Below are 15128 nucleotides of genomic sequence, written 5' to 3'. Positions count from 1 at the left end.
TCACCGTTGACAAAGAGTACAGGCAAACGCCTGCTTGAATACGCATTGACCGCAAAAAAAACCTTTATCGCAGCCCTTCTACTCCTCTCCATCGGGGTAGCGGCTGAACTGGCAGGTCCATTTATTGCCAAAAGCATGATTGACAATCATATGTTGGCCATCGAAAAGCCTTATTTTAGTACTACATCACCAGATGAGGCGGTTCAGTATAACAACGCTTATTACAAACGCGGAGACCGTTTTGAACCCTGGGAAGCTAAGGGTCAAGAAATTCGCATTCTTCAATCGGGACGAAGTTTCTACTTTATCAATGAAGCCGTAACACAGTCCGATGGTGAGCGAAAGTTCAGTAATGGTGAAATGCATATCACGCGCGGCCAGGATGAAGTCATCTATCCTGCGGTTAAACTTTCAGCGGATGAACTATTTGATTTTTACAAACCAGAGCTCCCTGGTATTTATCAGCTGGTCGGTTTGTACGCTATCTTCCTGGTCATCTCGATCTTTGCCGAATTCGGTAAAACCTATTGGCTGCAATCTTCGGCGAATCAGGTAATCCGAAAACTACGAACAGATGTGTATGCGCATATCCAGCGACTTCCAGTTTACTTTTTTGACAACTTGCCAGCAGGTAAGGTAGTGTCACGTGTAACTAATGATACCGAGGCGATTAAGGATCTATTTATTGCCGTTCTCTCTAATTTCAGTACTGGTATTATTAATATTACTGGTGTATACATCGCCTTGTTCTTGCTCGATGTTCGGCTAGGTCTGATCAGCTTGTTCATCATCCCGATTCTTATTCTTTGGATCGTGCTCTACCGCAAAATCGCTACAAAATACAATACGATCATCCGCTCCCGTCTGAGTGAGATCAACGCTATCATTAATGAATCGATTCAAGGAATGTCCATTGTTCGTATATTCCGCCGTCAGAAGCAGCTTGGTGAAGAATTTGAGCATCTGAACGATGACTACTTGAAATATCAGAATAAAATGCTGAATCTGAATGCCTTCACCTCCCACAACCTGGTGAACTCTCTACGCAGTCTCTCTTTTGTGATGGTGCTTTGGTATTTCGGACATGGCAGTATTACGGGTTCTACATTTGTATCTTTAGGTGTTCTATACGCCTTCGTCGATGTGCTTGGACGTTTGTTCCAACCGATTACAGGTATGGTGAATCAGCTTGCAAACCTCGACACTTCTATGGTGTCTGCGGGTCGTGTGTTTACTCTTATGGATGAGCCTGGGGAGAATGTTACCGATGGTTCCATGCCGCGCTATAAAGGAAAAGTGGAGTTTAAGAACGTCTCTTTTGCTTATAAAAAAGACTTCGTCCTTCGCGATATTTCCTTTGAAGCACGTCCAGGCGAAACTGTTGCTCTAGTAGGTCACACCGGTTCCGGAAAAAGCTCGATCATCAACTTATTATTCCGGTTCTATGATCCACAGAAAGGTGAAATCACGATTGATGGCCAGAAGGTTACAGATATTCCGAAGCAATGGCTACGCAATCACATGGGGATTGTTCTTCAGGACCCTTACCTCTTCACTGGTACTATTGCTTCCAATGTCAGCCTGGGGGATGAACGAATCTCACGCGAACGGGTTGAACGGGCTTTACGGGAAGTCGGAGCAGATAAATTGCTGGCCCACCTTCCTCAAGGTTTTGATGAACCGGTTATTGAAAAAGGGAGCACCCTTTCTGCAGGTCAGCGGCAATTGATTTCGTTTGCCAGAGCGCTCTCCTTCGACCCAGCTATTCTGATTCTTGATGAAGCTACCTCCAATATCGACACGGAGACAGAAAGCGTCATTCAAGATGCATTAGAAGTCCTCAAAAAAGGACGCACCACATTCATCATCGCACACCGTCTTTCCACGATTCGCAGTGCAGATCAGATTCTTGTTCTGCATCATGGTGAGATTGTAGAGCGCGGTAGCCACGATGAGCTGATGGCACTCGGCGGTAGATACTTCCGGATGTACCAGCTACAAGTAGGTGCTGGTTCTAACAGCATAGATAATAACAATGGTGCACCCTCCCGACCTTCGTTAGGCAGCTTGCAACCATCGTTAGAGAAGATGTAATCGATCCCCTGAGTCACATTCAGTGATTCAGGGTTTTTCTATACTTGATATTAGAACGCTTGTTCTGTAAAATGAAAAATAATACATATATGTGAAGGAGGCTTTTGATGCGTACATACACTATAACTAAGAAGCAAGCTCGACTTTTTCTCCTCGCTCACCAAAAGTTAACTAGGAGCGCTCTCCCTGCAGGTAAACTTAGTATTTATGATTATGTTCGTCACGTAGGCTGTATCCAATATGATCCACTTAACATCGCAGGCCATAACCATGAGCTTGTCCTCCAAGCACGAGTTCCCGGTTTCACACCTGAGCAAGCCCAAGAGCTACTGTATCAAGACCGACTTCTAATAGATGGCTGGGACAAGAACATGTCCATTTATTGTACAGAGGACTGGCCTTATTTTAAACGTAGAAGAGAGGCATCAGCCACACACCATCGGGCCAATGAGCCAGTAATGGCTACAGTAGAACAGGTTCGTGAAGAGCTATTAAAGCGCGGTCCCCTCTCCTCTCTGGATCTAGATGGTAAGGATAAGGTGGATTGGGCTTGGGCTCCGGCTAGATTAACCCGGGCCGCTTTGGAAAGTATGTACTTTTGGGGGGAAGTAGTCGTTCATCATCGTGTTCATACCCGCCGGTATTACGATTTCACTGAACGCCTGCTTCCTCATAATCTTTTAAACACTGAAGACCCTAACCCCACTGATGAACAATTTCATGATTGGTATGTGCTGCGTAGAATAGGTAGCATCGGACTTTTATGGAATAAATCTGGCGACGGATGGCTTGGAATTTCTGGTCTAAAGAGCAAGGAACGTACTGAAGCGATTCAAAGACTGTTAATGGCAGACAGTCTCAGAGAAGTTCTAGTGGAGGGTATTAAGCTTCCACTCTACATCCGTAGCATGGACGCTCTAACTTTAGAAGCTGTAATACAGCAGGAGTCTGAAGATGCTGAGAGGCATTCAAGTTATTCGTTTGCGGCTGTCTTAGCTCCACTCGATAACTTGATATGGGATCGAGAGCTGACCCGACAATTATTTGGATTTCATTACCGCTGGGAAGTCTATAAACCAGCCTTGGAACGGGAGTATGGTTATTATGTACTGCCTTTATTATATAATGATCGTTTTATTGCGAGATTTGAACCGGTGATGGATAAAAAGAGCCAAACATTGAACATTATGAATTGGTGGTGGGAACCGGGTGAACACCTAACGCCAGAGATGCTTCCGGCATTAGGCGAAGCTCTATCTGCACTGTCACGCTGCGTTAGAGCTTCTAAGATTCATTTTAGACCGGAGGTTGTTGAGGAGTGCGGATTAGAAGGGTTATTAGTGTAAAGTCTCCTCTTCTAACCCCAGTTTCGTGAACATTTCTGTACAATAACCTTGTAATTTGATCTCTAGCCTTCTTGCTTTATTTTTGAATCGTTTTAACTCCTCAATCATTTTCGCCCTTCCAGCGGGGGTGAACGTTTCTTGTATCCGTTCCTTGAAATAATCATGAACGATATGGTTACGCTGCTTCCACACTTCTTCTAGCTGAGCGGTTTCTTGCTCTGAGAAAGGAAAGTGATGCTGGATTTCTTTGATGAGTTGACCGAGTGAATTGCTGAGTTTTCGCTGATACAAATCAGTCAGATCTGCTTCAGTGGGCGTCTTCCCTTGTGATAATTTGGTGAGCAATAACAAATTGGTCAACTGCTGTTCTAGAGCTTGACCATAATAAACTGCTAGTCCAAAATACGCAAATAACTCCTTGGATTGTTCACTCTCTGGTACTTGTGTATGCTTCATCTTTCCCCTCCACTTCTGTTCGGCCTGCCAGAGCTATAATAAACTGATATCATCCAGGTGATTCGGAGAAGTTTATGTTCGCTTTATATCTACTGTTAATTCTCCAGTTCCCTACATATTTCCTCTTCTAGAAACGAAATTTAATCTAGCCTTGTGCTAAAAAGAAAAACAGACCATGCTGTACATCCACAGCAATGGTCTGGTCATTTGCTTATTATATAGTTAGGTTGGGTATACAACCTTACGCGTATACTTCAACCGCATCGCTAATCAAACGGCACGCCTCAGCACATCTACGGCAGGCATCAATACATTCCTGACAATGTGTATGTATATGCTTGCTGCTTTCATCTGCACAGGCTTCACAAATTTCGGCACACAGACGGAGAATTCCGGCTACAAACGGACTTTGGCGAGTCATCGCTTGTACGGCATATGAACAAATATCCGCACATTCACGATCTAGCCGCATGCTTTCACGCAGAGAAGCAAGATCATATTCTTTTAGGCTTGAGACATAGCTATAATTACAGGCATTCATACTTTCTAAACAAGCGTCAATGCACTCCTGATATTGAATTCGGGTCATAGCCTTAAACCTCCTGTATTTTTATAGGGTATGCGATACTATTAACCTACAAGATTAGGAATGAACCATTACAACTTCTGACAAAGAGATCTGATTATAGACTTCTCTTAACTGTACTAGGACGAACGAAGGTACGTCCCTCCATCTCCAGTAACCTAGTACGCAGTTCATTTGATGAGAAATGTTCGCCGATAAATACGGCAACGTCAGGCACTTCGCCTTGTGGTGTGATTTTCATAAAATCAGCTTCACGATAGGCATATTGGAAAAGAAACCGGCTGGAGGTGTCATTAAAGGTCACAATACCTTTAGCTCTATAAACATCACGCGGCAATTCCTTAACGAACTGTTCGAATTCTTCACTGTTTACTGGACGTTTAAAATAATGTGTGTACGCCATCACATGATCGTGGCTAGTATGCGTGCCACCAATAGTGTATTCATCTTCATCATGCAAGAAGCTTTCGCGCGCGTCCTCAACCTCTTCCAGCTGTTTATCCGTAAGAACTCCACCTGCATCACGCAGCAGTTCCTCCGGTTCCACCTCACAACGCACAGTTGGCAGAATGGGTGCATAAGCGTTCCATTTCCGCAGTACAGCGTTAACCTCCTCCGCCTCTTCAGCGGTTACACGGTCAATTTTATTCAATAGCAAGAAAGAAGCGCAGCGAATCTGCTCCTGCATCAAACGATAAGTTGCCCCCTGCTGTGCGCGATACAGTTCAAGAAGATGCGCGGCGTCAACGACGGTGATCAAGCTTTTCAGTTCTACTTTTTGATACAATGAAATCTCAGTTACGCCATCCACAATTTCCAGCGGATTGGCAGCACCTGTTGCCTCAATCACTACGACATCTGGAGTCTCCTTCTTGATCAGTGTTGCGAGTTCTGTACTAAGATCACTTCGGATAGAACAGCATATGCATCCACCAAGTAGTTCTGCCATAGGGACAGTTTGCTCAACTAGCAATCCATCTAAATTCACTTCACCCAGCTCATTCATCACTACTGCAGGGCGTAAACCCTGATTTTTCCAATGATCTAGTAGGCGCTGCAGCAGTGTTGTTTTGCCGCTCCCCAGAAATCCTGACAATATATACACAGGTACGACCTGTTCCATGTTTCATCGCTCCCCAGCAAATTACAGTTATGTGTAGCGAGTGTACTACATGCGCGCGAAGCACGCAAGCGGCACCCCAAATTCCTGCTGAATTCTGTGAGTACAAGTAAGCTTGTCTTTACTTCTGCCATACCCTATCATGATAACATCTCTAATCTAGGAGTTGAGCCATTTGTCATCTGTTGAAGAACATCGGAAAGAAGCGCCTCAAACCGTTTCCTGCTATATCATTACTGTCTCGGACACCAGAACTATTGAAACAGATACCGGAGGAGCTTTGATTAAATCTATGCTCGAAGAAGCCGGGTATGTAGTGATAGGCAGCACCATTACGAAAGACAATTATCAGGATATTCGTGAGCTATTGTATAAGTGTGTTGACCACGCCGGAATAGAAGCTGTACTCCTGACAGGTGGAACAGGGATTTCTCCACGGGATACGACGTATGAAGCTGTTGCCTCTTTGCTAGATAAAACATTACCTGGATTCGGTGAGATTTTTCGGATGCTAAGCTTCACAGAGGACATCGGTTCGGCAGCTATTCTTAGTCGAGCCATTGCAGGCACCATGGGAAAGACCGCTATCTTTTCTATGCCCGGCTCTACTGGAGCCGTAAAACTGGCTATGGAACGGCTAATTATCCCGGAACTTCGCCATGTTATGCGTGAAATTTACAAGCGTTAAGCAAATACCCATTTTTAAATACAATAGACAAACAACCAAGCAGGCTTTTGTTCTGTGCGTATAATACGGTAAGTCCACACATAAAAGGAGCTGAAGGAAATGTCTGAATGTCCAAAATGCCCAGCCCAAACGGTTACTGACCCACCTAAGGTGGTTTATCAAGATCACTTCCACCCACAAGTAGTAAATGTGATTCATCCAATTGAAATCGTAAGACGTCACCACTGTGTACCCGTACCTCGCCATTGCTACACCTATTCTGTTAAAGATGTATTTGTGGATAACTCCATGATGCCTAGAGGCGGAAGATAACTCTACTTCACAACACTATTAAAAGTCCCCTATAAATGAGAGACAGACTCGTGCTAAATGCATCGGGTCTTCTCTCGCTTTTTTTCTGTGAAAAAACATTTAACAACATCGACCGTTCAACCTATAACTTTGAACACTTTACGCGAAAGTGGTTTTTGATTAACTAAACGGTTAATCGGAAAGGAAGGAGATGAGCTCACTCCCAACATTAAATCGAAAAATCAAAACGATCGTCAGCCCTTTTCACGAATTATTATGTAGTCTACATGTCTTCTATCAACCGGAAGCACCATCCGAAACGATTGCAGTGGGCGCTAGATCTCAACGAAACAATGCCCCTTACACTCCAAGAGAACATCCTCACTTTAGGAGAGTCATGTCGGAACGTAATGGAAACTATTTATTATATTCGGTCAGTAAAGAAACCTTTGATAGTCTACTCGTTCTCCAAAGACAATACCTAGAACAATGAAATCTATGAAAGGAGAAAAGAAACCAAAAGGCCAATCTTAGAGCCTCTCCCTGGACCTTTACATTTGGACACATTATTGAAGGAGCCTATCTCGCACTCATCTCGTATTTTTCTTATGTCTATAATTGATTTTAGTATCCGAGAATTCAAATTCATTCTTCTCCACCCCTTTTCATGTTTTTGGACATAAAAAAAGCCTTGAAATGAAAAAAAGGCATAACCCCAAAAAATGGCCATCCTTTTTTAACCTCAAGGCATATTCTATAAGTTGTCAATTAAGATAACAGCTTCTTCTCCAGCTGAATATAAGACAGTGGAGAAAATGAATGTGTTTCGTAATGAGGTAATTATCTCCTAATCATTGTAAAGGGGCAATAGCGTAGGCAGATTCTTTCAACCGCCTTCTATTGCCCCATATTTAGGGAAAAATAAAACTGGAAAGAAACAACAAGTTAGTCATGGTTGGAGATTCCGTCATGGTGCGAATGCGGCTGTAACGGCCGATAAGCGATTAAGGAACAAATAGAATCTTGTCAATGAAATAGGAGGCTTCTTGGCGAAGCAAAGGTTCTTTGGAGCGGAAATCGACTGAACCATCAGAATTGGTTATTGTGACTGGATCCGTAACTCCGGCAGCAACAAGCTTGCTTACGGCCTTGATAGCCGATTCATCGGTTTTCCCTGCCAATCGGACCTCATCGCCAAGCGGCCATGGAAGAGGAATGCGCGATAAGATGATGGCCATTTCTTCCCGAGTTATCGTGCGATCCGGTTCAAATCGGCCTCCGGTCTCCCCCCCCAACCAATGCTGCTCGACCGCTGCCTGTATCTCTTTGAAGGCAAAATGGTGTTCGATATCCGTATAACCGGATTTCGATTTGGAGGGCGGATAGCCGAAAGCATGCAGCAGCATTATGATGAATTCCGCACGGGTCACGGACGCCTTGGGGTCAAAGCTGCGCCCATCTCTTCCATTAATGATATCAAGCGAATGGAGCTTTTCAATAGACGGTTGGTAGGGGCTTTCTTTCGAGACATCCGAAAACAACGCTTTTTCCTGTATTTTGGACGAATAGGCTATCGGTGACTTGGAGGGTCTATACATATAAGCAATACCGCCATCCTTTTGTTCAAGAAATGCTATTTTCTTCCCGTGGTCATCCATAAACAACAAGGAATCTATCTTTTTCAAGGTAGTCTTGCCATTCCCCAATTTGTATCTGTCTTCCGCTACAAGTTGTCCGTTATTGTACGTAATTCTAGTCACAAATGACGGGGTATGCAGGTCTTTGTATAATCCGACATAACGCGCGGCTTGCTGTTTTGTAAGAGGTGATACCGATTCAGGCATCTCAGTGCTTTTCGGATAATAATGGTCCATAAAAGCAGCATACAAATCCGAGCGCAATTCGGAATCATTATTATAAATGACGAACATCCCTGTTTTGCGCTCGGGCAGTAGCCATGTAAAAGAGGCATGTCCGGGGATGTTCCCACCTTTGCTGACGACATACTGACCATTCGACAGTTCATTGAAAATGCTTTCAAATCCATAGCTTGTAATAGGTATAGCCGGATGAGCGAAAACGGAAAACTTGCTCATTCGTTGAACACTTTGTTCACTTAACATTTGCCGATCTCCGGCCTTTCCTTTTTGTAGAAGCATGATCATGAATTTAGCCATATCGCTTCCGGTGGATAACATTCCGCCCTGAGGCATATCCGTAGGATAAAGGCCATACTCCGGATATGGCGTGCCTTCCGGATCGTAAGCTACAGCCATTCGGGCTTTAAGCTCTGGGGTTACAAGATCATGGGAAGAATTCATGCCGAGTGGTTGAAAGATGTTTTTATCCATGTATTCATGAAAAGGGAGCCCGGTAACTTGTTCCACGGCATATCCCGCTAAAGCGAAAGCATAATCGTCATACTGGTAGGCTTCCCCCGGTGTCCGGACGATGGTTGGCATTCGATCCATTAAGAAATCTCGAAGAGAATTCTCTTGATTGAGAAGATCGGGCGAGGCGTCATCGTCTTTTTCATATGGGAAATCGAACCCCGTCATGTGGGTCAGCATATTTTCCAAAGTTAGCAGTTTACCTGTCGAATTTGGTATTGTGATACCTCCGAGATATGATTGGATGTCCTGATCCAGCTTGATCTTCCCTTGGTCTGCAAGCTGCAGCACCGCCGCAGCTGTAAGCGTCTTAGAAATGGAGCCAATGCGAAAAACGGTATTGGAATCAACTGGGGTTTTGCTTTCTTTGTTTGCATACCCGTATCCTTTGGATAAAACCACTTGTCCGTCCTGAACGACGACGAACATGGCGCCCGGAACATTGAACTTCTTCAGGCTTTTCCCAAAGTAATTGTCCGCGAAGACCTCCACTTCTTTGGGGTCAACCGGACCGCTTGGAGCAGCAGGAACAGCTGCAATCTGAATCGCTGTGATTATTTGCCCCTTAAGAGGGAGCTGTTCCGCACTGACACTATACCCTCCGACCAAAGCAATGAAGTAAGTCACAGCTAGAGACGTGCTTAGCGTTACAGCGAGCACTATCGAAACTCTTTTTTTACGCATTAGAAAATCCTCCGTCAATGAAATTAGTATACAGAAATCGGGGTACGGTTGGTCTATGAATGACCGTCGCGCCGTTCATTATATTAATTTCTTTTTCTGACTAATTGCCTGAATATATTTAATAGTAAGCTTCCATAAGACTTTCCCAAACCAAAACATTAACACTCCAATCACAATAGAAATTGGCAAGGAATATATTGGGCTTGGTGTAAATGCTCCCATTTCGATTGTTATTCCCCCAATATCAAATCCCATATGTTGTCCGACAAATTTAGCAATTCCGCCTATCGGCGTAATAACTCCACCAATCATTAAAGCAATGGAAAGAGTACTGATGAACGGCAAGAGTAACATACCACTGACACCTACAAAACTGTTACAAAGAGCAAATATTGCACCAAATTTACGCCAACTAAATTTACTGTTCATTGAAATGGCTTTACCTAAGTATACTTTCGCTAATTCTTTTGGGCTTCCTAACCGTTCGATGATTTGCTCAGTAGATACACCATTATTTTGCAATTCAAGTATTACACTTTTGATTTCTTTTAAAATGTCAATACGCTCGGAATCGTACATCGATTTCAAACGATTTTCAATTTTCATTAGATAATCATTCATAATTTTATCCATAATTTAACTCTCCTTTGATTACTGATATAGCTGTTAATAAATTATCATAATCTTCAAATAAGGGACCAACCCCCTTGATTTGCGCAGATTTCCTGATTTATCCGAATTTTTCATTTTCCATTTTTGCCTACTTGCTAAATTCAGCAAGTAAAATACTTTTAAACGGATTAGGACTGTTATCTCTACCCAAACTGTTCAAACTGACGACCAACGTATGATTGCCTCCAAGTGTACCTCCCGCAATCGTAGAAAACCCTAGAATGCCACCTGTATGTCCCCATATCGAGACACCGTTTGGCAGCTTAGTTTCAAAGATTCCAAGACCATATCCATCGATTCCTGCTCTTCCTGTAGGAACTGTAGTAAGCATTTGTTTTAGTTGCTGTTTCTTGAGTAATTTGCCACCAAGCAAGGAAGAGAAGAATTTATTTAAGTTATCAGCAGTAGAAATCATATCTCCAGCCGAGCTACCTGCACTTGGATTATAAAAAGTAACGTCTTTTATCTCACTTGCTTCGTCTGGTTGGGAATATCCCCGAGCATGCTTAGTGCCTGGAATAACGCTTGAATTGCCAGGTAGGAATGTATCCGATAATTCAAGCGGTTCAATAATCCGATTCTCAATTTCTTCCGCGTAGCTGTTTCCGGTTACTTTTTCAATAAGAATACCCAGTAATACGTATCCTGTGTTTGAATAAGACCAGCCCTTTCCTGGGACAAAGTCTGGGGGCAGAGAAATCCCCATCTTCACTATTTCTTCAGCTGCATACGATTTTTTCGTATCCATAAAATCTACGCCTTTGAATCTTGAGTATTCAGCGATACCACTTGTATGGTTCAATATCTGCCGGATGGTAATTTGTTTACCATTATATCCGTTTCCTTGAATGACACCTGGTAGCCATTTTTCGATGGAGTCATCTAGATTTAAGCGGTTCTCTCCAGCTAATTGAAGTACAACCGTTGCGGTGAACGTCTTCGTCACGCTGCCAATGCGAAATCGAAAATCTGTTTCCATTGGTTTCTTGGTGCTCAGATTCGCTACCCCAGCGGCATAACCCCACGTTTTTCCACCCTCAGAAGTTTTAGCAAGTATCCCCGGGAATCCAAGTTGCAAAGTATCCCGCATTGCTTGCTTGACGGAATTATGATCTCGTTGAGTGATTGTTGTTTGTAACGAGCTAGATACATTTTGAGTGGGTTCTGCTTTTACAATTGAGCTTGGCGATGTGTATAGCAAGGAACTTCCAGTTATTAAAAGGGCCAGACTTGCAAATGTAATTTGACTACGTATTTTCATAAGGCATTCCTCTTCTCAATTAATATTGTAAGTTTGTAATCATCTTCCTAATTGTTGTTTTACAAAGTTGATTCGTCTATTTATTCATTAAATTAATTTTAAATTTATCACCCTCATTACCACCAAAAACGATCATCCCACCTTCAGGTAGAACTACAGAATGAGTGCTTGTTGCCTTTGAAAAGTTCACAACGATTCCATCTGCGTCATAAACGGCAAATCCTCCACTTACTGGAGTTTCAACGTTCATGACACGATTGGCTGAATGATCATCAATTTGATACCATACAGCCTGACCACCCGATGGTATTCTGCAAAACGAGTCGTTCCCTTCATAAATGGGTCGAATAGCATCTTCACTTATATAGGATTGTCCGTCGATCTTTAAATACTCTTTATGGTTCTCATTATAGAAATTCAAATCGAAAGCATCTCTTCCGTTCAAAGTAGGAATCTCAATTACATTTACTGCTTTATTCTCGTCAACAATTTTAGTGCCGGATGCGTATCCATGATTGATATCAACGGATATATTTTTGGCCATAAGCGTTTTGCTCAAATACAACATTGAAGTTATCTTTTCATCCAAAGAGTAATAGTTTTTTTCATTTCGATGTTCCCATATCGTTTTAGTTGACTGATTTAGAGGATTGGAATCTAATTTTTGATATTCGTAGGTTACCGCAACTGTTTGACCTAATCCTGGAGTATCCGTATAAGCGTTAAGTTTTAAATAGGTTGTTCCATTCTTCGGGTGGTCAAAGCTTATGGTTGCATTCCCATCGTTGTTTTTAAATTGTCCATTGCCCGTATATACATATTTTTGAGGCGGTAGCAATCCATTTCCTAGATCGGGTAAATCAATCTCTCCGTTCTTTATCTCCAGATTTACCGTTTTACCTACAGTACCGTATAATCCAGAGTAAGCAAGCAAATCGGATGGCATGTCCACTTTCAATGGAGGTTCAAATGTTTTGTCAGGTAGGATTTCTTTAATGATACCTTTGGCGCTTATATATTCTAATAAAATATTAGATGCAAATATACTATTGTAAATACCACTACCTCCCGATGAAAGTACAGCTATAGAAATGTCATGTTCGGGTAGGGTAGTCAAAGCAGCGTGATACATATACGTATCTCCACCTTTGAATAATGCGGTTATTCCGTAATCACTAAATGGTGCTAAACGGACGGCATCCCAACCCAGGCCATAATTAATGGTGTTTGTCTCTTCAGAAACCCACACACCCTTTCTATACTCATGACTTTGCATAGCCATTGCTGACTTCTCAGATAAAATATCCGTTCGATTCCCGATTAATACTTCAGCAAACTTACTTACTTCTTCGGCCGTGGAGTAGATGCCTCCTGTCCCAATGAGATTGGCATTCTCGGTGGGTAAAGCTTGATCGATCCCGGGAAAATAAGTTTTTGTGAGTCTGTCTCTATCAAACGAATCACGTGGTGTTTGGGTAGAGGTTAATTGAAGAGGCTTGCTAATATGGGTTTTAAGAAATTCGCTGTAACTTAAACCGCTCACTCTTTCTACTAAGATTTCAAGTAGTTGAAAACCATCATTACAATATACCGAAAATTCGCCGGGGTTTGACTTTAAGTTATCTGATTGTAATTTGACCAATAATTCATCATGATTTTTCGTATCATTATCATCAAACAAAAAACTATTCCCATAGTGACTACCATAAATACCTGAAGAATGATTCATCAACATGCGTGGCGTAATCTCTTTATATCGTTCATCTGCCATTTTAAAGTCCTTAATGTACGTGGTTAGTGGTTGATCAATATCAATTTGATTAGAATCAGCTAACATCATCGTTGCAGCAGACACATACGTTTTACTTACTGAGCCTATTCCAAACATCGTCTCTTTGGTTATCGGACTCTTGGTCGCTTTATCGTAGACACCAGCGCTATCCGATAAAACAATGGATCCATGATCCATAATTGCATACTGCAATCCACTTGCACCATAATCGGACGTGATCTTCGAAGCCAGCTTCTGTGCCTTTTCTTTTACAGTATCATTATTCGTTAGAGCAAATGCAGGGGTGACTGGTATTGCAAAAAGGATAGCAGTCATTACTACGGAAACCATCTTCTTCATTATTAATCTCTCCTCGTATTCCATCTAGATGTGACTTACTGAAATCATCATACAAGGAAGAACGCTGTTAGAATGAAAATCGCCCTGAAACGCAAAAAATAATCCCTAAACAACAGGTTGTCTAAGGATTATTGGTATGTAATGGTATTAGTACCATATTATTAAAAATTTTATGTTTCGTTTCAATGGTCATATGACCACCGTACTTGTCGCAGATTCTAGCTATGTTCGTTAATCCAATACCATGAAATTCCGGGTTTGATTTTTGGCTGTTTAAGTGGGCAACTTCATTCTCCATATGATTCATGATGTGAATGAGAAGGGTAGACTCGGTAGAATGTATTTTTATAAGAATGTACCTATCTTCTGCGATCTTCAACTTTTTAGAAGCCTCTATTGCGTTATCTAGCATATTTCCAATGACAACACATAAGTCATAACGGTCAATATGGACTTTTTGTGAACATAAGCTAAGCTTTGTATCTATTCTTATGCCATTGGCTTGTCCAATATTAAGTGTATTTGTGACAAGGGCATCTATAACTAGATTCCCTGTGTTTACCCGTTGATAAGCCCCTTCAACTTTATTTAATGTAGTCTTAATATGTTCCCTTGCTGCTGCTAGCTCATTTCGCTCAATACACTCTTCGATATACAAAAACTGTTGATTCGTATCATGAATGATTCTTTTAATGGATTTAAAGCTGTGAACGACTTTTTCGTAATTCGCATCCTGATGGTCCATCTGCTGTTGCAGCTGAGCATTCTCATGCATAAATTGAAATTTATCAATGATATTATCAAAAACATAGAAAATCATAACGTTTAAGAATAGTAATACAATGACGGATATGAAAGAATAGGCGTCCTTATAAGTTAGAATATTCAGTTGGTTTATACTTACGATGGGAATAACCGAAAAAAATATGTAGTAACGATAATGCAAAGAGTAACTTCTACGTTTTGCAAGTAGGCGTATGATCTGAATGATAGCAAACATGATCATGCAACTGAGTAAAATAGCTTTTGTGTAGGCTATTTGATCATATTCATTTACAGGGTCAAAACTAAACTCAATTGAATATAGGGTATAAAAAATATAAAGGGATATAAAATTAACAAGAGATATTAAAACACCGTAAAACATAGAAAAAATGATCTTTTCTTTAATTTTCACTTGATAAGATTGTGCAAAACTAAATATCATGAGCAAAGGTAGAATCAAAGATAAAATAGGAGAGATGGGAATAACCAGATACAGGTAATCAAGCAACCCAAACATAATGAAATAAATGAATCGGTTATGTTTTTTAGCTGATTTATCAAACACCGAGTTGAAGAAAAAATTAATTTGAACACCCATCACAAGGACAATGCTAAAGACAATAGGAAAATTATTTTGAATCATA

General features: G+C 41.6%; 12 protein-coding genes. 4 read left to right on the top strand and 8 right to left on the bottom strand.

Features of this window, described 5'->3' with window-relative positions:
- The first annotated feature begins 6 nt into the window (after nucleotides 1-6).
- Both PAENI_RS26195 and PAENI_RS26190 read left to right on the top strand, forming a co-directional pair.
- On the top strand, nucleotides 7-2094 hold the full coding sequence (locus PAENI_RS26195) for an ABC transporter ATP-binding protein (RefSeq protein WP_149647272.1): 2088 nt from the start codon (nucleotides 7-9) through the stop codon (nucleotides 2092-2094).
- 107 nt (nucleotides 2095-2201) lie between these two features.
- The gene (locus tag PAENI_RS26190; protein ID WP_149647271.1) at nucleotides 2202-3440 is read left to right on the top strand and encodes a winged helix-turn-helix domain-containing protein; all 1239 of its coding nucleotides are present in this window, start codon (nucleotides 2202-2204) and stop codon (nucleotides 3438-3440) included.
- Here the strand turns inward: PAENI_RS26190 and PAENI_RS26185 are convergent.
- The 3 genes from PAENI_RS26185 to PAENI_RS26175 all read right to left on the bottom strand — a co-directional run bounded on the left by PAENI_RS26185 (nucleotide 3432) and on the right by PAENI_RS26175 (nucleotide 5605).
- Nucleotides 3432-3896, bottom strand: a complete 465-nt coding sequence (locus PAENI_RS26185; RefSeq protein WP_042188942.1) for a hypothetical protein — start codon at nucleotides 3894-3896, stop codon at nucleotides 3432-3434. The two genes, PAENI_RS26190 and PAENI_RS26185, sit on opposite strands and share 9 nt — an antisense overlap.
- Nucleotides 3897-4137: 241 nt before the next feature.
- Nucleotides 4138-4485 (bottom strand): four-helix bundle copper-binding protein, encoded by a 348-nt coding sequence (locus PAENI_RS26180; protein ID WP_042128424.1) that lies wholly within the window; start codon nucleotides 4483-4485, stop codon nucleotides 4138-4140.
- Nucleotides 4486-4579: 94 nt separating this feature from the next.
- Entirely contained in the window at nucleotides 4580-5605 is a 1026-nt protein-coding gene (locus tag PAENI_RS26175) for a CobW family GTP-binding protein (protein WP_149647270.1), read from the bottom strand.
- A gap of 172 nt (nucleotides 5606-5777) precedes the next feature.
- Between PAENI_RS26175 and PAENI_RS26170 the strand changes: the two genes are divergently transcribed.
- Both PAENI_RS26170 and PAENI_RS26165 read left to right on the top strand, forming a co-directional pair.
- Nucleotides 5778-6290: a MogA/MoaB family molybdenum cofactor biosynthesis protein gene (locus PAENI_RS26170; RefSeq protein WP_149647269.1), complete on the top strand. Its 513-nt coding sequence runs from the start codon at nucleotides 5778-5780 to the stop codon at nucleotides 6288-6290.
- A gap of 99 nt (nucleotides 6291-6389) precedes the next feature.
- Nucleotides 6390-6602 carry a hypothetical protein gene (locus PAENI_RS26165; protein WP_076283489.1) on the top strand — a complete coding sequence of 71 codons (213 nt, stop codon included), beginning with the start codon at nucleotides 6390-6392 and terminating at the stop codon, nucleotides 6600-6602.
- A 983-nt stretch (nucleotides 6603-7585) separates the two neighbouring features.
- Here the strand turns inward: PAENI_RS26165 and PAENI_RS26160 are convergent.
- From PAENI_RS26160 to PAENI_RS26140, 5 genes are all read right to left on the bottom strand, one after another.
- Nucleotides 7586-9655, bottom strand: a complete 2070-nt coding sequence (locus tag PAENI_RS26160; protein ID WP_149647268.1) for a serine hydrolase domain-containing protein — start codon at nucleotides 9653-9655, stop codon at nucleotides 7586-7588.
- A gap of 78 nt (nucleotides 9656-9733) precedes the next feature.
- Nucleotides 9734-10288: a DUF1700 domain-containing protein gene (locus PAENI_RS26155; protein ID WP_149647267.1), complete on the bottom strand. Its 555-nt coding sequence runs from the start codon at nucleotides 10286-10288 to the stop codon at nucleotides 9734-9736.
- Nucleotides 10289-10415: 127 nt separating this feature from the next.
- Entirely contained in the window at nucleotides 10416-11588 is a 1173-nt protein-coding gene (locus PAENI_RS26150) for a serine hydrolase domain-containing protein (protein ID WP_149647266.1), read from the bottom strand.
- 76 nt (nucleotides 11589-11664) lie between these two features.
- Complete coding sequence (locus PAENI_RS26145; protein ID WP_149647265.1) at nucleotides 11665-13719, bottom strand: serine hydrolase domain-containing protein; 2055 nt, start codon at nucleotides 13717-13719, stop codon at nucleotides 11665-11667.
- A gap of 121 nt (nucleotides 13720-13840) precedes the next feature.
- A complete protein-coding gene (locus tag PAENI_RS26140) occupies nucleotides 13841-15127 on the bottom strand; it encodes an ATP-binding protein (protein WP_149647264.1) in 1287 nt (428 codons plus the stop codon).
- Between the last annotated feature and the right edge of the window lies 1 nt (nucleotide 15128).

Source organism: Paenibacillus sp. B2(2019), from assembly GCF_008370385.1.
Taxonomy (GTDB): Bacteria; Bacillota; Bacilli; order Paenibacillales; family Paenibacillaceae; genus Paenibacillus_AQ.
The sequence above is the reverse complement of the archived record's forward strand: the minus strand, read 5'-3'. Positions and strand labels throughout refer to the sequence as shown.

What these genes read in the sequence shown, in the direction of transcription:
- PAENI_RS26155 (WP_149647267.1), bottom strand. Translation starts at nt 10,288, where the DNA reads ATGGATAAAATTATGAATGATTATCTAATGAAAATTGAAAATCGTTTG.
- PAENI_RS26160 (WP_149647268.1), bottom strand. Translation starts at nt 9,655, where the DNA reads ATGCGTAAAAAAAGAGTTTCGATAGTGCTCGCTGTAACGCTAAGCACG.
- PAENI_RS26180 (WP_042128424.1), bottom strand. Translation starts at nt 4,485, where the DNA reads ATGACCCGAATTCAATATCAGGAGTGCATTGACGCTTGTTTAGAAAGT.
- PAENI_RS26140 (WP_149647264.1), bottom strand. Translation starts at nt 15,127, where the DNA reads ATGATTCAAAATAATTTTCCTATTGTCTTTAGCATTGTCCTTGTGATG.
- PAENI_RS26175 (WP_149647270.1), bottom strand. Translation starts at nt 5,605, where the DNA reads ATGGAACAGGTCGTACCTGTGTATATATTGTCAGGATTTCTGGGGAGC.
- PAENI_RS26185 (WP_042188942.1), bottom strand. Translation starts at nt 3,896, where the DNA reads ATGAAGCATACACAAGTACCAGAGAGTGAACAATCCAAGGAGTTATTT.
- PAENI_RS26165 (WP_076283489.1), top strand. Translation starts at nt 6,390, where the DNA reads ATGTCTGAATGTCCAAAATGCCCAGCCCAAACGGTTACTGACCCACCT.
- PAENI_RS26150 (WP_149647266.1), bottom strand. Translation starts at nt 11,588, where the DNA reads ATGAAAATACGTAGTCAAATTACATTTGCAAGTCTGGCCCTTTTAATA.
- PAENI_RS26190 (WP_149647271.1), top strand. Translation starts at nt 2,202, where the DNA reads ATGCGTACATACACTATAACTAAGAAGCAAGCTCGACTTTTTCTCCTC.
- PAENI_RS26145 (WP_149647265.1), bottom strand. Translation starts at nt 13,719, where the DNA reads ATGAAGAAGATGGTTTCCGTAGTAATGACTGCTATCCTTTTTGCAATA.